The 21,903-nt window shown below is 51.1% G+C and carries 17 protein-coding genes; 6 read left to right on the forward strand and 11 right to left on the reverse strand.

Annotated elements, in window-relative coordinates; genetic code table 11:
- Positions 1–19: 19 nt before the first annotated feature.
- From HRU10_01175 to HRU10_01185, 3 genes are all read right to left on the reverse strand, one after another.
- Positions 20–2,608 (reverse strand): hypothetical protein, encoded by a 2,589-nt coding sequence (locus HRU10_01175; GenBank protein NRA25843.1) that lies wholly within the window; start codon positions 2,606–2,608, stop codon positions 20–22.
- Between the two features lie 418 nt (positions 2,609–3,026).
- The gene (locus HRU10_01180; GenBank protein ID NRA25844.1) at positions 3,027–3,689 is read right to left on the reverse strand and encodes a queuosine precursor transporter; all 663 of its coding nucleotides are present in this window, start codon (positions 3,687–3,689) and stop codon (positions 3,027–3,029) included.
- A gap of 28 nt (positions 3,690–3,717) precedes the next feature.
- Positions 3,718–4,917, reverse strand: coding sequence for an amidohydrolase family protein (locus tag HRU10_01185; GenBank protein ID NRA25845.1), 1,200 nt, complete (start codon positions 4,915–4,917; stop codon positions 3,718–3,720).
- A 202-nt stretch (positions 4,918–5,119) separates the two neighbouring features.
- Between HRU10_01185 and HRU10_01190 the strand changes: the two genes are divergently transcribed.
- The 3 genes from HRU10_01190 (at position 5,120) to psd (ending at position 8,679) form a co-directional block, all read left to right on the forward strand.
- Positions 5,120–5,314: a hypothetical protein gene (locus HRU10_01190; protein NRA25846.1), complete on the forward strand. Its 195-nt coding sequence runs from the start codon at positions 5,120–5,122 to the stop codon at positions 5,312–5,314.
- A 750-nt stretch (positions 5,315–6,064) separates the two neighbouring features.
- Positions 6,065–7,684, forward strand: coding sequence for a cation:proton antiporter (locus HRU10_01195; protein NRA25847.1), 1,620 nt, complete (start codon positions 6,065–6,067; stop codon positions 7,682–7,684).
- Between the two features lie 104 nt (positions 7,685–7,788).
- On the forward strand, positions 7,789–8,679 hold the full coding sequence (psd, locus tag HRU10_01200) for a phosphatidylserine decarboxylase (protein ID NRA25848.1): 891 nt from the start codon (positions 7,789–7,791) through the stop codon (positions 8,677–8,679).
- Positions 8,680–8,717: 38 nt separating this feature from the next.
- Here the strand turns inward: psd and HRU10_01205 are convergent, their stop codons facing one another.
- From HRU10_01205 to HRU10_01215, 3 genes are read right to left on the reverse strand one after another with little or no spacing between them, the layout of a single operon-like run.
- Positions 8,718–9,455, reverse strand: a complete 738-nt coding sequence (locus HRU10_01205) for a CDP-alcohol phosphatidyltransferase family protein (GenBank protein NRA25849.1) — start codon at positions 9,453–9,455, stop codon at positions 8,718–8,720.
- Positions 9,421–10,455: a fatty acid desaturase gene (locus HRU10_01210; GenBank protein NRA25850.1), complete on the reverse strand. Its 1,035-nt coding sequence runs from the start codon at positions 10,453–10,455 to the stop codon at positions 9,421–9,423. Before HRU10_01210 ends, HRU10_01205 begins: the two co-directional genes overlap by 35 nt.
- 11 nt (positions 10,456–10,466) lie before the next feature.
- A complete protein-coding gene (locus HRU10_01215) occupies positions 10,467–11,222 on the reverse strand; it encodes a phosphatidate cytidylyltransferase (protein NRA25851.1) in 756 nt (251 codons plus the stop codon).
- Positions 11,223–11,380: 158 nt separating this feature from the next.
- Here HRU10_01215 and HRU10_01220 point away from each other — a divergent pair, with 158 nt between their 5' ends.
- Genes HRU10_01220 through HRU10_01230 form a run of 3 tightly spaced genes read left to right on the forward strand, consistent with a single transcriptional unit; the run spans position 11,381 to position 15,202 of the window.
- Complete coding sequence (locus HRU10_01220; protein NRA25852.1) at positions 11,381–12,823, forward strand: SDR family oxidoreductase; 1,443 nt, start codon at positions 11,381–11,383, stop codon at positions 12,821–12,823.
- 51 nt (positions 12,824–12,874) lie between these two features.
- Positions 12,875–13,696 (forward strand): methyltransferase, encoded by an 822-nt coding sequence (locus tag HRU10_01225; protein NRA25853.1) that lies wholly within the window; start codon positions 12,875–12,877, stop codon positions 13,694–13,696.
- 12 nt (positions 13,697–13,708) lie between these two features.
- On the forward strand, positions 13,709–15,202 hold the full coding sequence (locus tag HRU10_01230) for an SDR family NAD(P)-dependent oxidoreductase (GenBank protein NRA25854.1): 1,494 nt from the start codon (positions 13,709–13,711) through the stop codon (positions 15,200–15,202).
- Here the strand turns inward: HRU10_01230 and HRU10_01235 are convergent.
- The 5 genes from HRU10_01235 to HRU10_01255 all read right to left on the reverse strand — a co-directional run bounded on the left by HRU10_01235 (position 15,153) and on the right by HRU10_01255 (position 21,816).
- Positions 15,153–16,163 carry a hypothetical protein gene (locus HRU10_01235; GenBank protein ID NRA25855.1) on the reverse strand — a complete coding sequence of 337 codons (1,011 nt, stop codon included), beginning with the start codon at positions 16,161–16,163 and terminating at the stop codon, positions 15,153–15,155. The two genes, HRU10_01230 and HRU10_01235, sit on opposite strands and share 50 nt — an antisense overlap.
- Before the next feature lie 17 nt (positions 16,164–16,180).
- Positions 16,181–16,972, reverse strand: coding sequence for an FAD-dependent oxidoreductase (locus HRU10_01240; GenBank protein ID NRA25856.1), 792 nt, complete (start codon positions 16,970–16,972; stop codon positions 16,181–16,183).
- Between the two features lie 665 nt (positions 16,973–17,637).
- Complete coding sequence (locus tag HRU10_01245) at positions 17,638–18,615, reverse strand: transposase (protein NRA25857.1); 978 nt, start codon at positions 18,613–18,615, stop codon at positions 17,638–17,640.
- A 107-nt stretch (positions 18,616–18,722) separates the two neighbouring features.
- Positions 18,723–19,709, reverse strand: a complete 987-nt coding sequence (locus HRU10_01250) for a toll/interleukin-1 receptor domain-containing protein (GenBank protein NRA25858.1) — start codon at positions 19,707–19,709, stop codon at positions 18,723–18,725.
- Positions 19,675–21,816 carry a toll/interleukin-1 receptor domain-containing protein gene (locus HRU10_01255; protein ID NRA25859.1) on the reverse strand — a complete coding sequence of 714 codons (2,142 nt, stop codon included), beginning with the start codon at positions 21,814–21,816 and terminating at the stop codon, positions 19,675–19,677. Before HRU10_01255 ends, HRU10_01250 begins: the two co-directional genes overlap by 35 nt.
- Positions 21,817–21,903: the final 87 nt, after the last annotated feature.

The following is a 21,903-nucleotide window of genomic DNA, read 5'->3' on the forward strand; positions in this document are numbered from 1 at the left end:
TGAGAGAGGTTTTGGTGAATCAGGGAAGATCTAAGGTGACGGTGCCCGACGGCAGGAGACGTATATCCCGGCCTGCCACATCAATGAGCGCTTCTTGATAGCCTCCTGCAGTGACTTGAATGGCGTCATTGGTTAATGCCACGACCAAGGCCGCTCCGATGGTTTGTTTCGGTCCCTGGCCATTACCTAGATTGGTAGCAATGAGGCCATCATTTGCATCGCTGCCCGTCGCTCCGTCTACATAAATTGTGATGCTGTCGTCAGCTCCGTCGAGAGGGGAAGTGCCACGTAAAAACTCCTCTAGATTATTCGCCGTACCCCCATCGAAATTGTCTCCGGGCAGGACGTCTTCAATGCCCAGTAAAGTATCTCCCAAATCAGCATCGACGATCTGCTGCTCCCAGGCATCATCCATACCATCTCCATCAAGGTCTAAGCCACGATCAGGTCGGGACGTATTTATTGAAATGTTGTCCAAATAGGTGGGAATTACTGCACCTGTCCCAAATCTGAGCTGATAAAAATAGGGAACGTTGTGCGCGAATCCACAGGCAGTGATTACCTGCACATCATCTACATAGAGATCCCATACCTGTGCGGCGTAGTCGTGTCGGAGTGTAAAACGCTGCCAAGCTGAAGGGTCGAGATCAGTCGCGACCGTGGCCCAGTTACTCGATAATCCGTCGTATGCGCGCAACTCCCCCGCTTTATTCATATAAAAAGCCGACGCCGTTTCCCGCGAGATGAGCGGTTCTCCCATCGAACTCGCAAACGGGACTGCATTCAGAGAGAAATCGATCCAGATCTCAGTCTCTGTAGGCAAGGAAAAGAGATTGCCCAGACTAAACGAATCTTCATTTGTTGCGCTCGTAATTTGCAGCCCTTGGCCGCCCAACCAGGCGGCCTCGCTAGAAATCTCAGCGGAACCATTTCCAGAAGCGTTCCACCCGTTCTGCCCACTGATTGCGTCACCGGCGCCATAACCTTCAAAATCATCAAAAAAAGGAATTGGGCTAAAAGAATAAGCATCAGGGGTCGCCGGATCCGAAAAACGGAAAAACTCGGCAGCGTCGGGTAGGCCGTCCCCGTCACTGTCTACGAGTAAAGGACTAGTTCCGGCATTGAACTCATCCAAGTTACTCAGACCGTCCGCATCAAAATCGTCCTCAGGCAGCACGTCTTCTATCGTGGTAATCGCGTCGAGTGGATCAGCGTCGACGATTTGTTGCTTCCAAACATCATCGATGTCGTCGCCGGAGGTCGTGATGATTTCCACGGAAATGTTATCCAAATAGGAAGGGTTGATAGCACCCGTTCCAAAACGAAGTTGGTAAAAATAAGGGACAGTATAAGCGAATCCGTATCCGCTAACGACTTGTATCTCATTCAAATACAGGTCCCAAGTCTGAGCCACGTAGTCTTGCCGCAAAGAAAAATGCATCCAGCCTTCGCTATCGATTCCGGAAGCAACTGTGCTCCAGCCATTTAGACTTCCATCGTAGGCACGAAGTTCGCCTGTATTGGTCACGTAGAAAGCTGACGCCGTCTCTGGTGAAAGTTCAGGATCTGGCTCAGATGCATCGAAGACAACAGGCTTCAGATTGAAATCGATCCTTACTTCATCTGCATCGGGTAGGGAAAACAGACTGCCGAATGAAAATTCCAGATCATTCATGGCACTCGCGAACCGCAGACTTTGGTCGCTCATCCAAGCGGCATCAGTAGACACTTGTGCACTACCTCCGCCTGAGTCAGACCATCCATCTTGATCCGAGATATCGGTGCCAGGTATGTAGCCTTCAAAATCTTCGAAGAATGGCGCCGAAAAGACCATGCGCGACTCCGCCGTGAGCGGATCATTACTGCGCATCAACTCAACTCGGTCTGGTAGCCCGTCTCCATCTGTATCGGCAAGATCAGCCCGTGTACCGAGAACAAACTCTTCGAGGTTGCTGAAACCATCTCGGTCGAAATCATCCGAGCGATCTTCCACATTCAGGTTGAGCGCGGACGCTATCTCATAGGCGTCACTCATACCGTCTCCATCTGCATCTGGAAATAGAGGGTTCGCAGACTGTATCCTAAAGGAATCAAACCCAGTAGGTTCGTTGGCGCCTGAGCTCAGCAGAAAACGAGATATACCCATGAGGGATGGGTCAGCGAATCCAATGTCGAACGCCAGGAGCTCTCCATCGATGAATACGTCGAAGGTCTTGCTTCCGTAATCGAGGCGCAGCGTGTAGCGAATCCAGTCCACAAACTGCGTTCCATCGAGAGCAAATAAGCGCTCAAGCGCTATCCAGTTACCTCCTCCGAACTCATCGCCATCAAATGCGTAGATCACGCCATCACCCTCCTCCAGCACGGCTCCGATCACAGCGGACTGATTGTTCAGATCAAGCGGCAATTCATCGACCGCCGTCACCACCGACGGCTTCAACATCATGTCAATGAATACTATCTGGGGCGATGATTGTTGCTCTATATCTAGTGAGATCTTTGGTCTCGTGTCGGCATCAAACAATTCCAAGTAAGCCGAAATCAACGGATCTACATCCGTAAAATAACTATAATCAGATTGATCCACTGACCATTCAATGCCGAGCACAGAATCTTCAAAATCTTCGTAAAACGGCAGAGACGCCTGGCCGGGCAAGCTAACGGCATTTATGTGCAGAAAACAATAAATGGCCGTTAAGAAAATAGAGGGAGGTCTAAACACTTGAAATGACTTTGTTAGCGTCATTAAGAATGATAAGAGGGGATTATGCGGATTTTATCTTGTCAAACATGATTAGTAAAAAAATTAATAACTTTTAAATTCAAAGTTTTTACAGGCGTCATCGGGTAATTTCAGAGCGGCACGATGCCATTTGATTATATTTGAGGTCTTATAAAGCCGAGCTGAGGCATGGTGGGTCCCAGGAACAATAACGCTGGAGTTTCGATCCGTGGATGGACGCTGATGAACGCGAGTTTTTGTAATAGATTGTGCCGAGCTGAGGCTCGGCGGTCCCAGGGATGGACTATGTTTGCTGCGCTGCGGCTTTGCTTGGGCTCCAGTGGCCAGTAAGCCAACGGTGTAGGAGGTAGACAATGGGGGTGTCGATTATAGCGATGGCGAGCTTGAGTGCCCAGAATGCAAGGGTGCTGCTAATAAATACCCCGAGAGTCCAATCACCGAAGATAAAAAAGGCGATGCCGTTGAAGACGAGCGAGTCCAGGAGTTGGGAGGTTATGGTGCTTAGGTTATTGCGGAGCCACATGTGTTTGTTGCCCGTTACTTTTTTCCAAAAATGGTAAGCCCACACGTCATGCGTTTGGGCAGCGAGATAGGCAGCTAAGGAGGCGCAGACAATAATCGGGACAGCCCCCAGTGTTGCAGCGAAACCTTCTTGGTTGGTATAGAAATCAGCTGGAGGCAGCTGGATGGCCACCTGTGAGACAAACAAGATAATGATGTTGGCCAAGAATCCCATCCAAACCAGGAACTGAGCGTGCGCCTTGCCATAGACTTCAGAAACGATGTCAGTGATAGGGAATGTGATCCAATAGCACAGTATACCGGCACTCAGGGGAAACGATAGACCTCCGATCACGAAGAGCTTGGCGCTGATCACATTAAGAATGGACAGCGCTGCGATAAAGACGGTGAGCAGGAGGACAAATTTACGTTCAAGTGCGGTCATAGGTTGGGACAGGGTATATTTAAAAGGATTAGGCAATGCGTTTTCCGAGCCGATAAGTTTCCAAAACTTCAGCGGGCGTCACACGTGTCAAAATGGAGGCTAGCAGGTGACGCGACCTTTTGAGATGGGGAGCTCCGAAATCGAGCACAACAAAAGATGCAGGGAGGCCGGTTTCCAAATATCCGTAGTGATCGCCCCCGAGAGCGGGCCGCACATTGCTCGTCGCCATTTTCAAAATCGCAGCCGGATCGGGTTTCCGCGGATCGCCAAACTGGCTTTTGGTCAATTTGTAAGTGTAGTCTAATTCAGCGAACATGTTGGGACTGTTGAGCAGTCCGTTATCCGTTCCAAGCAGCAGATTGATACCCGCGTTTAAGAGTTCATTTATGGGGGGAAGTGGCAGCGCGAGATTGGCATTCGCTCGCGGGTTGAGCACGCCGGTTTTGCCATGCTGAGCCAATAGTTCGATTTCTTCGGCGTTGGCGACAGTCAGGTGAATAATGAGATGTGGATCGAGGAGTTCAATGGCACGCATCAGGTCTCCCCTACCCGTGTGCTTGAGGCTCACATCGCGATAGCCTTCATTTTCCAGACAGTGGATCGCGCGCAGCTTTCCGAGTTCAGTCGTCAGCTCGCGAATTTGCTGCCAAGCTGGATTAGTCAGGTCGTTCATGGTGCTTTCGCTGAAGCCATTGGCCTTTTGGAGTATGTGGCGCAGCTCTGCGAGATCGGACTCGGAGAGGGGTTTGCTTGAAGCAGCAAGTTCGGCGTCATCAAAGGGCAGTTCTGCGAATTGGCCGAGGATGATGGAATCGACGCCAGTTATGTCCGATGCTTCGCGTAAAAGGTCTACGCCGTATTCGCCTTGTTCTCTGAAATCGATATGACAGACAGTGCCCGAGCTGGCCATGTAGTGTAGGTGATCGCAGATGGCTTCGAGATGGGCTGGGCGTTTGGCTGCCTTGAGTTGACGATATTTATAACCGTTGGGCCGAAAAAAACCTTCTTCGAGCGTCATGCCTGTTGTGCCATCGGGTAGAAAAGAGTCCCCCATATGGGTATGACTGTTATAAAGACCGGGGATGATGACGCGTTTTGCGCCGTCGCAGACGCTGACTGGCGTAGTCTTTTGGATGTGTTTGATGGTGTCGCCTTGAACTTCAAAGGAGGCACATTGAAAAGGTTCTAAGTCGGGGCCGCAGAGGACGATGACGTCGTCAAATCTCATAACTAATGGTCTTCCTGCTAGAAAGAGGTCGAAGCCGCAAGTGTGTTATAGGGCGAGGGGCATGGAATCCGGAGCCTCTCCAGTAAATTAGGTCCGGATTTTTGGCGTAATACCATCGCCGGATCGACAAATTTGAAAACGAATCGATGTTGCGCTCCTTATAGGGAAGAAGATTTGTCTATTTTGGGACATCGATGGCACTTTGATCTGGAGTGGAGGTGCGGGCGAACGTGCCTTTGAACATGCGACTCGCGAGGTCTATGGCATCGAAACCAGCCTGACCAAAATCGATTACTCAGGACGCACGGATCGTCTGATTGCCCCTTTAATCGCAGACTACCACGAAATCGAAGAGCATCAGCGTAAGGATACAGACATCTTGCATAGAATACTTTGAGGCTGATTATAGCGGTGGCTATGAGTGGATTGGCCCTGGGTTGATCGCAGCCAGCGGATAAGCTTCAGACATAATTGAGACCGATCAGAGGCGTTATTAAACAGGAGACTCGAGAACGCCCGTCCATGCTTTTGACAGCTTGCCCGCGCCGCCTCGTTAAGTTTGCGGCGGCGTTGGGTTTCTTTCACATCTTCTAACCCAATGGTTGCCTCCAGCAGAACCGTAAGATTATGCACCAGACAGATAAACTGCGCTTGCACCGATTTAGAGGTTTGCTAGCTCGCCCATGCCTTTGTCTCTTCTAGGCTATTTTTGAAAACATAGGCACAAAGCGCTTAGTGCTTATCGGGCTCGTTGGAGCAATCTATTAGTGCAACGCATTTTCTGATCTGTAGGTTGAGAGCAGTTGGCGTTTTCTCTTTAGATGGAGTATTCCATCATTACCGCTTTCTATAACGCGTTTGAGTTCACTCAGGCATTCATCGATTCTATCGATGCCACAATACTGGGTGAGCGAAGCGCAATAGAGTCGGCGATGGTCTTTCATTCAAGGACAAAATCTGGGTTTTAGAACTCGGTTGAGCCACACGAATTCAATGTTCAATATTCAGCTATCAAAGCTTCGAATTATATATAATAGGCTCCGCATTTCCAGACCCCCGCCATAAGGCCCAATATCGGCTTTGGGGATTCTGGATTTCCTGAGCCTTGTCATAAGCCGAAAATTAGGGCTGAACTCTTCCATCATTCATGGACGCACTCCTCATCGCCGTAGCTTTTGTTTTTGGACTCATTGCTCAACAGCTTAAATTGCCCCCGCTGGTCGGGTTTTTAGTGTCGGGCTTTGTGCTGCAGGCTATGGGCAAAGAAGGCGGACCAGCGCTACAAACCATGGCCGATTTGGGCGTTACACTCCTGCTCTTTTGCATCGGCGTGAAGCTCAAACTGCGCTCACTGGCCCGCCCAGAGATTTGGGCAGGTACCACCATGCACACCGGAGGTGTGATGCTTGCATGCATACCAGTTCTTTTGATCATCGCCGTTGGCGTGCTTGGAATCGAATGGTTCGACATCAAAGTCGCCGCGTTGATCGCCTTTGGCCTGAGCTTTTCGAGCACGGTCTTTGCAGTGAAGAGTCTTAGCGAAAATGGCGATATGGCGTCCATTCACGGACGTACGGCCATTGGCGTGCTGATCATGCAGGATATTCTGGCTGTCCTTTTCCTGACCTTCAGCACGGGAAAAATACCTGATCTCTGGGCCATTCCCCTACTCATCGCTTTGTTAGGTGGACGCTCCTTGCTCCAGCTCCTTATCGGGCGATCAGGTCACGGAGAAATGATCGCCCTTTGTGGTTTATTTCTTGCCCTAGTGGTGGGTGCTTCGGGGTTTGACTCCGTGGGATTAAAGGGAGACCTCGGGGCCTTATTTGTGGGCATCCTCGTCGGTGCCCATCCGAAAGCAGCCGAGTTGAACAAATCGCTGCTCAGCATCACTGACCTGCTGCTTGTTGCCTTCTTCCTACAGATTGGACTGCAGGGGAGCCTAAGCCTGCAAGCGGTGCTTTGGGCGCTCCTCTTCATGCTGCTGCTTCCCCTGAAGAGTATTGGCTTCTTCCTCATCTTTACTCGATTTCATCTGCGCGCGCGCACCGGATGGCTCAGCGCTCTGAGTTTGTCGACCTACAGTGAGTTTGGGCTCATCGTTCTTTCTTTGGCAGTCGCCAAAGGCTGGCTAGGCAGCGAATGGCTGGTTTCCATGGCCCTCGCCCTTTCCCTGAGTATTCTTTCCGCAGCACCCCTGACTCGCAAAGCGGACGCACTATACGAACGTATTGCCGGAAGACTGAAACGCTTTGAGACGAGTAAAGACCACCCGGATGACTTACCTATCGAAATCGGTGATCGCCGCATCGCCATCTTTGGTATGGGCCGCGTTGGCGTCGCAGCCTACACATACCTGGACGAGCGATTTCCCGGAAAGATCGTAGGATTCGACATGGACGATTACACTGTCGAACAACACCAAAAAGAAGGGCGCGCCGTTCTTCTAGCCGACGCCACCGACACCGACTTTTGGGCCAAAGTCAGCTTCCGCGAACGCCTCGACCTAGCCATCCTCGCCCTACCCAACCACAGCGCCAACGTCGTGGCGGCCGAAACACTCAAGCGCAATGCCTTTCCTGGCGTCGTGACAGCGATCGGCAAGTTTGACGACGAAGTCGAAGAACTCAGCGCCCTCGGCACGGCCACCGCATTTAATCTCTATACCGAAGCCGGAAACGGCTTCGCCGGCCACGTCTACGACGTTTTTGCGAAGGAACGGCCCGAGTTAGTAGAAAAGTGGGCAGACACTAACAGAAAAGCATAGACCCAAAAAAACACGCACTACTCCACACGCATTTGTCTCCAATTTGAGTTAGACGATTCAGGAGACTCGGGGTTTATCTTACGGTGGGAAAGTCATCCCTATTCATGGACGCGATTAAATTTTATAACCGGTATACCGGGGAGATAGAGGTCGAACAAATCTACGGCGAGCGTTCTTTGCGGTGGGCGCATGAGACGGGGTTGGGCCGACTCGCATTGAAAGCCTTTTTGACGAAGCCTTGGCTTTCAGCGCTTTATGGGAAGCGGATGAATCGTGCCCAGTCGCGCGACATGATTGCGCCCATGATCGAGGAGTATGGATTGGATGTGTCGGAGTTTCGCGATGATCCTTCCGATTTCGAACACTTCAACGCGTTCTTCTATCGCAAGCTCAAGCCGGAGGCACGACCGATTGACGACGCGGCGGACAGCGTTGTGTTTCCTGCGGATGGGCGGCACTTCCTCATTCCTGAGCTTAACAACGGCGCGAATTTTTTCCTGAAGGGGAAACGATTTGATATCGATTCCCTATTTGACGACTCGGAGTTGGCAAACCGGTTCCGAGGGGGCAGCCTCGTCATCTCACGCCTCTGCCCAGTCGACTATCACCGCTTTCATTTCCCGGTTTCGGGCATATATCAGTCTCTGAGCACGCTCCCTGGACCGCTGTATTCGGTAAATCCCATCGCGCTATTTATGAAGCCTGACAGCTTGTGGACGAATCATCGACATGTCTCTCTGGTAACGGGTAAAGATGGTCTGGATGTGGGGGTCGTAGAGATCGGAGCGACGCTCGTAGGCGGCATACACCCAACGGCCCGAACGGGAGCTGTAGAGAAGGGTGACGAGAAAGGATATTTCTCCTTTGGCGGGAGCTGCGTAGTCACCGTCTGGCCACGCGATCGAATCCACTTTGCTGACGACCTGATCAAGCAATCATCCCAAGGCGTTGAACTTTACGCAAAGATGGGAGATAAGCTGGGGATGATAAGTTGATATACACCCCAGCTGGGCTGGACAGACTCAGTCAGTGTTTATGAGCTCGGTCGTTTTGGCAAAACGACCCTACCTTTGGTCGGACTGCCTAGACTCAACAGGATGAAATAGGTAATAAAGAGAGCCACACTGCCAGATATTGAGATGAATGGCGCCGCGATGACAAAGGGGCCGACTTCCCAAACCGGACGACGTCGCCCGAGGTAGTGCTTGGGTAAGTCTGCGAAGGGAAAATTCGAAATCATCAATCCGGCAGCGGCCAAAAGGATCACCGGCGCAATCGTTTGAATAGCCGGGAAACGAAGAGCCAGCTGCATGAGAGAGACGGCAAATAATGCCGCCATCGGTGAACATAGGCCACGAAAATACATATGAGCTTGCGCTGGATCAGAGTCTTCCTGGTCGACCTGAAAACGCGCCAGACGCACGATTACTGCAAGCAGCCAAATAACACCCAAAATATAAGATATGGATCCCCACTCCGGGGAAAGCACCCGCTCGAGAAACACGATGATCGCGACCCCCACCGCCAGGCCGAAGGTCGTTGCGTCGCACAGGTTATCGAGCTGAGCCCCCATACTGCTTTGTACCCGAAGCAGCCGTGCGACAGAACCGTCGATGGTGTCGAAAAACACAGCCGCGGTGACGAGCCAAAACACCCATTGGAATTTCTGCTCAAAACTAGAGGTGCCCCAATGCCCCATGAGCACCAAGATCGAGGCCATACCCGCGACCGCACTGCTAAGCGTCAGGAGATTGGGGAGGAAGCGCTTCACGCGTCAGCTTCACTTTCTTGCCTTTGACCTCATCCCAAAACAAATGGGTGAAGGAATTGCGTAAATCGTCGAAGCTCAGCGGCTGGACACGAGCGAGTTCAGGAACCAGATTTCGGGCCAGGTCTAACTTATAGTTGGGGATTTGCATGTTGAGATGATGCACGTGATGCAGCCCAATATGCGCTGTAAAATAGCTCAATGGAAATGGGAGCTTCAGGTAGCTCGAACCATCGGTTCCGACTTTGTAAAAGTCCCACTCATCCTCCCAGGCAAAATAAGAGTCCTCAAAGTTATGCTGGATCCAAAACAAGAGACTACCGAAGCCACCGGCGAGGAGATAGGCGGGCACCAACACGAATGCATATTTCTGCCAGCCCAGCATCAAGAATAGGGATATATGCACCACAATCGCTCCGATGTGTGTCACCCAAATACCTCGCCTGAGCTTCGCGGCATTCTTCGCATCTTCTAAGTAAGCCTGTCGAAACATAAAAAATTCGTTCACCGATTTCCGCGCCACCAGGAGGCTCCAAGCTCCCGCAAAAAAGACTCCCATCGATGAGACTTTAGCGTTCCAGTCATCAGCCTTCTCGGGCTCATTTTTTAGCTCATCGACGGTGGGCGGACTGTTCATCATATCTACACCTCGGCTGGATAGATTACCCTGATTCAAATGATGCCAACGATGCTCACTTCGCCAAAGTTCATAAGGTACCGTGGTAAACCAGGCCAAGACCTGGCCAGCGATATCATTGGACGCCTTACGCTGGTAGAGGCTGAGGTGACCACAATCGTGTTGCAGCACAAACAACCGAATACCGATCAGAGCCAGGAGCGGCAGGAAACAAAAGCCAATCAGCCAAACACTGCTCACCACACTCAGCCCATAAATCGTGGCGACGAAAAAGACTAAGGTGCTCACAACCTGCCATGTAGAAATCGAAGGCGAGGGCTGAACCTGGTCTCGAATGCTGCGGATATTCTCTTTCGCGGAACTCATGATCTACGGAATCAAATCAATCCCGAAACTATCATTAGCAAGAAGAGTGCAGGAACTACCAGGGTCAAGCTATCCAAGCGATCCAGCAAGCCACCTTGGCCTGGCAGCAAGCTCCCGAAGTCTTTAATGCCCCGGCGCCGTTTCACGACTGAATAGGCCAAGTCTCCACAGATCCCCAATACCCCGACTCCGATACCTAGACTGATCGCTAAAAAGGACTCTCTTTGCGTGACCAACGGCGCTACACAAAGACTCGTCACAGCGGTTAATAAAATGCCTCCCATAGCACCTTCGATTGTTTTAGACGGACTGATTCTTGGCGCCAATGCACGTCTACCTAACGCTCTCCCTACACAATATTGATAGATATCGTTAAGCTGAGTAAGCAGGATCGCAAGGCACAAAAGAGCGCGTTCAAACGTTTCCCCTCGAAACAAAATAATACACACCGGTGCGAAGGCAGAAGCCACGATCAGGGACAACGCAGCCGAACCCATCAAGCTGCTGTCGTTCGGTCGAGTTTTCCAGATTTCGAGGATGCTGATGACGAGCAATACGGCAAAGATGAGACACCCCATGCGATCTCTGGAGATGAGGATAAATCCAATCGTAGTATTCACACACCACCAGGATTTCAGTCGTTCACCAAAATCATGGACCCATGCTTGCTGAGCATTCTTTATGTGCACAACCCACAAGCCAAAGGTCACCGCCACCAGCACCCCATAGACTCCCACAACCAGTTTTAATGCTGGCTCAACACCCATGATCTGAATTCAAAAGTGTCATAGATATCACGCCTCAAAGAACTTCGCTGCAGATCGATACCGTATCCATTCAGAATTTTGAAGCCCTATGGTTCTTTTAATGGCAATCCAAAGATTGCTTTCTGGATCGATCCCCCTTTCCGAAAATCTAACAAAAATTGGTTTCTATAAAACAGTCTCTACACGGCGCAGCTATTTTCCTCACAGGAGTGACTGGATATTTCGGCCGCGCGCTGCTGTATCGCTTATTAAGCGATTTGGGTCCCAAACGAATTTACGTCCTGGTCCGAAGCTCGGGTAAACGAAGCGCACAGGAACGCTGGGAAGCGGAGATTCTGTCTGACCCCAACTGGCAAAAACTCCTCCCCAACGGTCTCACGGAGGCACTCAAGAAGAAACTGATTCTAATCGAAGGCGATGTGGCCTGCCCGAAACTGGGAATGTCGCCACAGCAACTTGACCAACTCGCAAGGAAACTGGACTTCATCATCAATTCCGCCGCGAGTATCAGCTTCGAGCCGCCCTTAGACGAAGTACTCAGCCTCAATATAAATGGCCCGCTGCATCTACTCAGGCTAGCTCAACCCGCAGGCTGCCCGTTTCTGCAGGTCTCCACTGCCTTCGTTTGCGGCAATCAAGACGGGATTATTGCTGAGTCCATCGAGAATAAATCCACGGCATGGATTCAAGAACGTATCGGCTCGATCGCTCAAATAATCGAAGAAGCTGAGGAGCGCTTTCCAGACCCAACACGTCCAAACCAACGTCTGGAATGGACGAAAACAGCGGCGGGCACGCTAGCTCGCCAGGAAGGCTGGCCCAACACCTACACCTTTTCAAAATTCCTAGCAGAGCAGCGACTGGTCTCAGAGCGCGGTGATGTTCCGCTCATTTTATTTCGCCCCACCATAATTAGCTCTGCTTGGCGGTCTCCCTACCCGGGCTGGATCGATGGCATAAAAGGAATGGATGCCCTGGTCATCGCCTTCGGCCAAGGACAGTTATCCCAGTTCCCGGCCAACAAAGACTTACCGCTCGATTTAATTCCTGTCGACCTTGCGGCCAATGCCTGCCTGACGAGTTTGGTCGCCGGCATGCAGCTTGATGTTTCAGTGTTTCAATACGGCACCTCTCACGCCCATCCCCTCACCTTCTATCGCCTGGCAGAGCTCACACTTCAGCATTACTTGGCACACCCCAACAGCGACTCGGCAGGGAATGACATCCAGGTGAAACCTCTCAACATTCCAGATTATGACTACAGCATCCGGCGTATCAGAAGACTCAACCGGTTGCGGGAACGCATACATCGCGGACTCAAACACCTCTCTGCTATCAAACCCCTAGGCAGATTCAGACGACGCTTGGCTGCAAACATACGTCTAGACCTGCGCAACATGACCTACATGAAGCTATACTCAAACTTTACCACGACTCATAGAGAATTCTCGACCGGTGCAACAGACGCTGCCCGCGCTAGCCTTCCAGAAGACGAGCAGCATGCCTTCTATTCCTCCTATCATTCCATCGACTGGGATACCTACATTCGAGACATACATGTTCCTGGTTTACGCAGAATCAAAGAGCACACTGCCCAATAGCCAACCCTTTCCTATTAACCCATTGCCATAGATCCCCCACCGTCCAATCCGTTGACTATCGAAAAGCTATACGACTCGACCATAGCGGAGCACTATGGGGCTGTCACCGCCACTGCACTAGAGCCGATGCACGACCTGTGTCTACAGCAGATCGCCAATTTTCTTCCCGCGGATCGGAGCTATCGGATCGTTGAGTCTTCGGTCGGCACCGGCGAGTTCTTGGCAAAATTTATTCATTACATCGAAGATCAAAACTCTGGAACAGATTTGGATATCATTGGCTTCGACGTGTCGCGAGCGATGCTCGACCAGGCCAAGCAAAAGGTAGCGTTCAATGGACATGTGCTCCCTTTCCAAAGAGCAGTCGAAATCCTCGACACACAGACAGTCGACTTGATATGCGCTCATTATGTATTGAGCTATGTCCCCCTCAAAGAACTCACACGTACCGCTTCTAGACTTCTCAAAAAAGGAGGGCTCATCTCTATCGCATCGACTTTATTCGACCCATCTTATCCGGCTATGAAACGGTTGCATTCCAATCCAATAGCGACGCTCATTGGGGCAAAAAAAACACCCATGCGCGATCTCGTGAATATACCGGGTGATCGAACTCTACTGGAAAACGAGCTGCACGACTTAGGATTTGAGGTCTTGAAATCGGAAGAAATACCGAAGGACTACAGCTTCGCTTCCCTGAAGGATTACCTAGTTTGGGCTTATTACGGGGGCTGGGCAACGCACGCCATCGATGCCCTCGGGGTGCGACCAAATATGCTTTCTAGATGGATCCACTTTATCTGTAACCGGCTCTATTTCCCAATTGAAGAGTCTCAGACACATCTGTGTTTGTTAGCGCGCAAAGTGGCATAGCTTAAGTCCGCAATGAACCCCATTCGCACATTCGCATTTAAATCAGCCCACGCCGTTTTTGGCTGGATACTGACAGCGCGTTTAAGACTGAGGATCTATGGCCAAGAACATATCCCGCAAACAGGACCGTTCATCTTAGTCTCTAACCACTGTAGCCACGCAGATTCTGTTATTCATTTCAAAGCTATGGGAGAACGAGCTGTGGATCTACACTCGCTCGCTGCTGAAGACTACTTTTTCAAAAACCGAGGTCTCCGGCTCGTTGCCGAGTGGATTTTCAATGCGCTACCCATCGGTCGAGAGCGCATCCAACAGAGTCTGTTGAAACGCTGTAGTGAGGTAGTCGAGAATGGCCAAGCCTTCCTCATTTTCCCAGAAGGGACCCGTCAGCTCTTCCCTCATATCGCCCCATTTAAACGGGTATCGGGTATGTTGGCAGTTCAATGCGGTGTCCCCATCATACCCGCACGCATCTTCGGCAGCCATCGCGTACTCCCCAAAGGACAGCGTCACCTCACTCGCTACCCGATCGATGTGGTATACGGCAAGGCCATAACTCCTATGGCATTGCCCGAAGGTGAAGAATCCGCGAGAAAAGGTCTCTATATCGACGCCAACGATAAGATTGAACACGCGCTACGAGCATTGCGTCGGCCGACTCTTGGCACGGCCTTAATCACTGGCGCATCGTCCGGAATCGGAACAGCCTTGGCCACGGAATTCGCCGCAGCAGGCTATGACCTGATCATCTTGGGAAGAGATACCCAGCGCCTGAATACGGTGGCTGAGCAGTGCCGACAACGCTACGGAGTGACTTGCATAACGCATTGTGTCGATTTTGCGGACATCGATAGCTTCGACCGATGGATGGATGCTTTTCGCCCCGAGATGCCACCGGTTGATATTTTGGTAAACAATGCTGGCCTCGGTAACTTTGGACCTGTCGCAGACGCAGATCCCCAAGCGCTCGATACTCTGTTAAACGTGAATATGCGCGCAGTGCTGCTGATAACCCGCGCGCTACTTCCTGGAATGAAAGCGCGCGGCCAGGGCCGGATTTTGAACATTGGATCCGTCTACAGTGTCGCTCCTGTAATGAACCAAGCCGTTTATGGTGCGACAAAAGCCTTTGTCCATTCGTTGAGCCTGTCGCTGCGAGCCGAGCTTAAAGGGAGCGGCGTATACGTGACCTCTGCCCTACCCGGATCGACCGCAACCGCATTTCACTCACGCTTTGATGCCACGGTTAAACGAAATAGCGTGGCCCGCTCAGCAGAGCGGGTTGCTCAAGATTTATACAGGGCGACCATGCGTAAAAAAGCGGTGTGTACCAGCGGCGCACACAACGCATTGTTTAAATGGGCAGCACTACACCTACCCACAACCTGGGTGATCGCATTTCTAAAAAGATTCAATGCCTATCGGGGGATTCAATCGGTTGGCCCAGCCAGTAGCGTCACTGATTCCCCACCCCAAACGAATTCTTCGGGTCAATCCACTCCTTGATCCCCGACTTCAGCGATAAAGCTGAAGTCGACTGGATTCGGGGTAGAAAGTCGGACCGGAGTTTCCCGATCCCATGATGATGGGATAAGGACCCCCCCGCTCCGAGGATGGCCTCGCGGACCCGGTGTTCGATCTCCGAGTAGATAGCATCTGGCTCCTCGACATCCTTAAGGTACAGCGCCAGATAAAAGTAGAGACAGGCGCAGTCGTCGTAGGACTGGGTGAGGCGGTAGGACACAAAGGGAATGCCCGGCAGGCCCTTCTCCTGATGCGATGCCTGAGCCACAGCATTCACAGACCGAGTCAGCTCATCCAAACGCGACCACGGCACCGTCGTCTCGAAGGATTCTGCCAACACATGGCGCGTCAGGAGAAAATCTCGCAGATAGGCGACACTATAAGTAAGCAGGTAACCTTGACGACCATGCCCCGGCCCGGTGAGCAGCCCACCGTGCTTTTTTGCAATACGATCTATGATTCCTTTCTGAAACCGGATATCGTTCTCAGATCCCTCATAAACCGCCGTGCAAGCGGCGACCTCACGGAGATCGTATTGTTTGATCTTCTCTAAAAACGCCTTCTGGAGCTTCCGCTTTACAGCAGCCAAACCCGTAGGTGTCGACTTGAAACACTGTCCCAGTGTAAACTGATTATTATCCATCAGACGGAGGCTTGCCGGCAGCGTGCCGCCGCGCCGCACCTCGTGGAAGAAGCTGACACCCGAGGCAAAATCTGGAAACAGAATAGAGTCGTAGCGACTCGAATCAGGCAGCTTATGAATATTAACGAGGGCGCTGGTGATTACCCCGAGTCGCCCCTCCGAACCCAGGAAGACCGGTTTGTAATCGAACCCAATTGATTCGCGCGAAGCGGCATTCTCTCTCTTAAAAATGCCCTGGGGGGTAACGACCCGAAAATCGATCACGATGTCCTCAATATTTCCATAGCGGTTCTTCTTCATCCCACTCGCTTTCGTCGCTATCCAGCCACCCAGGGTCGACAACTCCTACTGTCCGGCTCATGCCCCAGCGTAAATCCATGCACCGCAAGCACCCGCTCGATACACCCTCCCGTTGCCCCTGCCTCAATACAGGCGACGCCGTTATTTGCATCGATCCAGCGCACCCGATTCATACGCGATAGATCGACCACAACAATGGCGCGCGCTTCATCTTCAGGGCAGCGCGTTGCCTGGGTAACATTGGTCCCTCCACCATACGGAATGAGGCACAGATCCCATTTAGCCGCAGATGTCACAAGCTTCTCGATGCCAGCTTCAGACTCCGGCTGAGCCACCGCATCAGGCACCCGAAAAGTCCGACCAAAATTAACATCAAAGACGTCTTGGAGGGCATGCCCATGGCCGCGTCGCAAGCGTTGTGCTTTATCCAAACACAACCCCTCAGAACCCAGGATTTCATCTAACGCAGCTTTCTGTTGATCCGTCAGGCGCGACTCAGGCACCGCGTCGGCATTATACCGAAAATCCCTCGGTATATCGCCCCGCATATCCACCCCTACACGGCTATCGGCCCAGGCGAAAAACTGGTCGAAGGTCTGACCGCTGTGCGCATAGCGCTCTCCAGCCAAACGCACCCATTCCGCTTCACTCTCAAAATAAGTGTCCTCAAACCCCCAACGGTTCAGGCTCAGTGCGCCATCGGGCTCCATCGACTGCTGGGGAACGATAGCCCCCGCAGGCACAGCATAGCCCTGAGCCTTGCCCGCCCCCTCAGCATCTGAATCTTCCTTCATCTCCACGCTAAGCATACAGCATGGATCAACCCGGATTGCCTACAAATTGCAAGTAACTCTGCGCCTGGCGCGATGGTCCGATTGAATACAGTATTGGTTGGGCTCCATTTTTTTGAATCCGCTAGTGGACGCGAATGTTGTGTCTTTATGATGGTGGCTGCTTAGCGCAGAGATCTGCTTTAGATGTCTATATATATATTTCCGTCCCTTTATTATTTATTAAAAAGCAGTAGATGCGGGCTGCGGGGCTCTGTGCCAATCAGCGAGCCGACAGAGCGGCTCGAATATAACGGGTGCTACCGACGAGTGACGCGAGTAACCGCGACATCCGTTGTAGATTCAATCTAAACAACAACCTGAAAACATCCCCATCATCTCAATTCCACCCCGTGCGCGATCTATTTTCTAGCTCTTCAACCCGGATTGTGCGATCGGAGCGTGCAAGGAGGTGCAAGATGTTGATGCGAAATGGATTGAAGAAGACTGAAGACGCACCCGTTTGTTGCGCCGAAGGTTTCTGCAAGACTTTGTAGTGCAGCAGATTGTGCCTCAGTTGCCGCGATTTATTGCATAATATAGGTCTAAATCTCGAGACAGCTCTCCCTAGGAGCTCCAGCTCCGCTCCTTTCTCTGCGTCCACAACGACTTTGGTGAAGCACAAAGAACGCACCATCCCCAATCTACTGTTTTCGCAAACCTCTAAAACTCGTTAAACCACACATCGCTGCACCCTCAATAGACTTGGGTAATCGCCTCCGACGATCACCAATACGTTCCGTCCAGTCTTGGATATGCTTCTCCACAAAATGGCACGAACCGATCACAGCACCCTGAGTGAAATAGCGAATCCGTTGACGCAGCAACACGGGCAAAGGCAGCGCCCCTTCAGCATCCATTACCTCACGAAAAGCCTCATCGCTTATCCCGGCCCCTTCACCATTGCGTTTCGGCCCCACCCCTTTCGCAAAGATCACAGTGCGATACAGCGCCAAGGCCTTGGATAAATCATCATGCAGGGTCATCGCACATAAAGCTTCCCGCAACTGGCCTTGTCCCGACAAGGCCTCAGCATAGCCACAGAAACGATATTCCTTTGGATCATCCACCAGCTTCGCTCGCACTGGATTCAAGTCGATATACGCAGCGACCGTCCGCAGCACCGCCGGATCGTCTTCGACAACAGTGCTTTTAAAGCGATCGCACCACACCGGACCATAGCGTCCGCGACTGCGATTAAACCAAATCGAAAAACGCTGCTTCAGTGTCTTCATAAACTCCGACACATCGCCCATGCGCGCCCGAAGCACCTGACGTATCCGTTGCCCCTCCTCAGAATTCGTCTTCAGCGCCTCCTCCAGCACCGCCAAATCCATCGGCTGATGATCCGTGGGCTTCGGATACAACAAAGCATACCGCCGCACCAACTCCACATCCGACACCTCCTTCGCTGCACCACACACCCGCACCAATACGTGCAGATGATTCGACATAACCACATACGCCAACACCTCCACCCCAGAAAACCCAGCCACCTGCCACAACATCTTCCGCATCATCTCCTTTTCCCGATCCTCAAAGAAAAACTCCCCATTCACCGTCCGCGTCATGCAGTGATACACAGCACTCTCAGGCTCTCCATAAATTCGTCGCGTTCGCATATTTCAGAAAAGATCGAAAGTTAACCTAAATGTCCATAAAAATATTCACGTCCCTGTTTAAGAGGATTCCGGTATCTCAATTTCACCCCTTGTCTCCTTCTAGCTCTTCACTCTGCGATGTCTTCCACCTGCGCTAAATCTGCTCGAAATGCCTCTAGGAGTTCAGTCAGGCGCGCGCGGCTGAAGGGGTCTAGGCTCGCGGAGACGTCGCGCTCGAAGGTTTCGGCCTTTTCCAGGATCTCGGCCAATAAATCGTAGCGCTTTGCTTCGACCAGAGTGTCTTTATAATCGCTGAGAAGGAACTCGATGAGCTTATCTGCTTGTTCTTGGCGCTGGGTAATGCGGGCCTCCAATTCGGCGGATTCTTTGGCCTCGTCGAAAGCCCATACTGCAATACCGAGGGCCACGACTGACGCGATAGAGAAGCCAACTGTCAGCCCTTGCAAGATACGCGCGCGTCGACGCATCGTAGCGTCATAGGCGTCGCGCGAAGCCTTGAGGAAAGCTTGTTGAAAGGGAACGATGGGCGGATCGACGCCGATGTGCTCGGCGCGCCAGCGCTCCGTCTCTTCGAGTATTTTCCCCTTGAGCAGCCAATTGGGGGCGCGGTCATCACGCTCCCAGGCAACAGTGAGTTTCAGGAGTTCGGTATGCTGCCTCACATAGGCGAAGTCAGTCTCAAGAGCCGCGATCAAGCGTTGCACACGCTTAACATAATCTGTCCCAGGATGAATACCAATCCACTGGATCGGCATCAAGGGTTCGGGCATGTGAGACATATCGATCTCGGGGTCGATCACCAGCGGGATCAGGCGTTTACCCCGGCTCACCGCATAAGCTAACTCAGCCTGACAGGCATCAGAATCCAGCCATGCTGGGGTGACTACGGCTGCAAACCCATCCGTCTCCTCGATAGCGCGCTCGATCCGACTCCACCAAGCATCGCCGAGCGCAATACCCTCCCAATCGACCCAAGAGCCACAGCCAAAATCTTTGAGGGTGTTCTGAAGTGTCCGAACCGCTGCTTGATCGGTGCGGGAGTAAGAAATAAAAACTTCCTTACTCTCCGACATCAGCAATCTCCTCTTCGGCATACAGCGCTACGATCTCTTCTAAGATACGCTGCTTCACCTCCAAACCCTGCGCATCCGGCGCTATCACCGCATCATAGGCAGCCGCACGCGGATCGTTGAGCTCCCGTAACACAAAGCGCGTGGCTACATTGGCAAAATAGTAATTGGGATCGAGTTCAGGATAGCCGGTCAGTTTCAACAGATCATCGAGTGCCATTTGAGCCTGCTCTGGATCACCCAGCTTTCTGCCCTCGGCCCACAGATGGACGGCAGCTTGGGCGAATTCTGGAGAGAACGTAAAATTTGGCATTAAATCAGAAGCAAACATCTCTTTTCTAGCCTCCTCATAAACATGCCTAATAGTCTCTGTTCCTTTGCCTAAGCGTAATGAAATCAACTGTCTGTAAATCGAATCTCTGAAATCTTGAGTGTCGATTCTTCTGATAATTGAAAAATAATCGTCCACAGATTCTTTATGAGATTCGGCGTCGATAAAAAGTTCTATTTCAGCCTTCAGAGAAAGTAACCTAACCACAATTCCCACATGTTCTGGATGCTTTAGATAAACTTCAGAGATTCTATCAACCAAAAGATCGACATAGATTTTAGTTTGATTAGCTCTTTCTTGATCATTCAAGTATTTTAATGCAGTAAAATCAGCACGAAGAAGAAAGTATATGTAGCGTAAATGCTCATCCGGAAATGAAGCAATTAAGGAATCAATCTTAACATTTTCCAAAACCTCTGATCGCCTTTCTAGATATTGATTATAATTTCCTCTTACGTTTTCATATGTGCCCAAAACAGACACGATATCTACCCAGAAATCCTCAAAATCTTGAAAAATAGACCTGTCGTCTTTGGCTAGAGAGCTAATTTCATCATAAAGTGTATAAGCCTCTTTGAATCTATTGAACGCCAAGCTCGCGCTAATCACATTAAACACAGCATTTAGGTATTCATATTTCCATTCCAAACTAACGTCCTTAAATTGAACGGCTATATCATAATAAGACTGATTATGCTCTAACCAGAGTTCAAATTTATTTTGCTCATAATAAATCTGTGCGATATAAAAATGTGAAAAACCGAGATTCCAAGCCAACTGCGAGTTAGCCTCATCCTGACGCCAAAGAAGACGATCTTGATTTAAAACTGATTCCATCAGAGCCAATGCTTCCCCCGCCTTATTATTCAGGAATTTGAGCTCAGCATACAAATGTCCAAAACGACTATAGGCCACACGCTCCTCTATAGACCAAAGATTCTCATCAACTGCCTGATAGTAGTTAGCAGCTGCATCCGCAATCGGTATCGCAACACTGTAGTCTCCATAGACCGACAACTCAGGAAGAAAACCATTGAGTAAGAAATCGATAAGTTGCGATGACTGCGTCTGCCTATCTTCAGCCACTTCGAGGGCTGCTGTATTTTCACCTGACAATCGCACGCCCACGAAACTGGCGATCAATGCTACTGAAAATAAGAATCCAGCAGCGCCCAAAAATCCACGACGGCGTGCTCGTTTTCGACGCCGCTGTTTCTCAGAATGAGTTTTTGAGGCGGCGAGAAATTCTGAAAACAATTCGGTGGTATGAATCGCAGCGGTCTGAGAGCCCAGCCAATGCATGGCTCGTAAAACGACCTCCTCATTCCAAAGGAGATCTTTGGAATGGCCGGACTTTGACCACAGGCGTGCCTGGCGCTGATAATCATCTAGCTGATCTAGGACGGCCCGGTCCGTATGAATGGCTTCAAAAATCGCATCGCCCAAGGATTCTTCGCCATCCCAGACGATCCATTGTATGTTGCGAATCACCGGAAAAACTAATCCGGTGTCAATATCGCCGAGCAGGATCGGAATGATGCGTTTTCCCTGCGTGGAGGCATAGTCGACCTCCTTGCGGCAAAAGGGGGAGTTGAGCGATGCTTGGGTAACGAGGAAGACAACGGCATTTGAATCGTCGACCGCTTCAAATAGAGATTCCAACCATTCCTGGGTAGGCTCAATACCATGCAAATCCACCCAGACGGGCTGACCAGCGGCCTCGATTTGCTTGCATAGGCGCTTCGCGGCATACAAATCGGAACGTGCGTACGAGAAAAAGGCTGACTGGATGTCGTCCACTTAGACATATCCAGTCAGCCTGATGTAAATTATCAAGAGTCTAAATCAATACCTTCGTCTCAACGACCGCCTTTACCTCGCGGACCG

This window comes from Opitutales bacterium, assembly GCA_013215165.1.
Taxonomy (GTDB): Bacteria; Verrucomicrobiota; Verrucomicrobiia; order Opitutales; family JABSRG01; genus JABSRG01.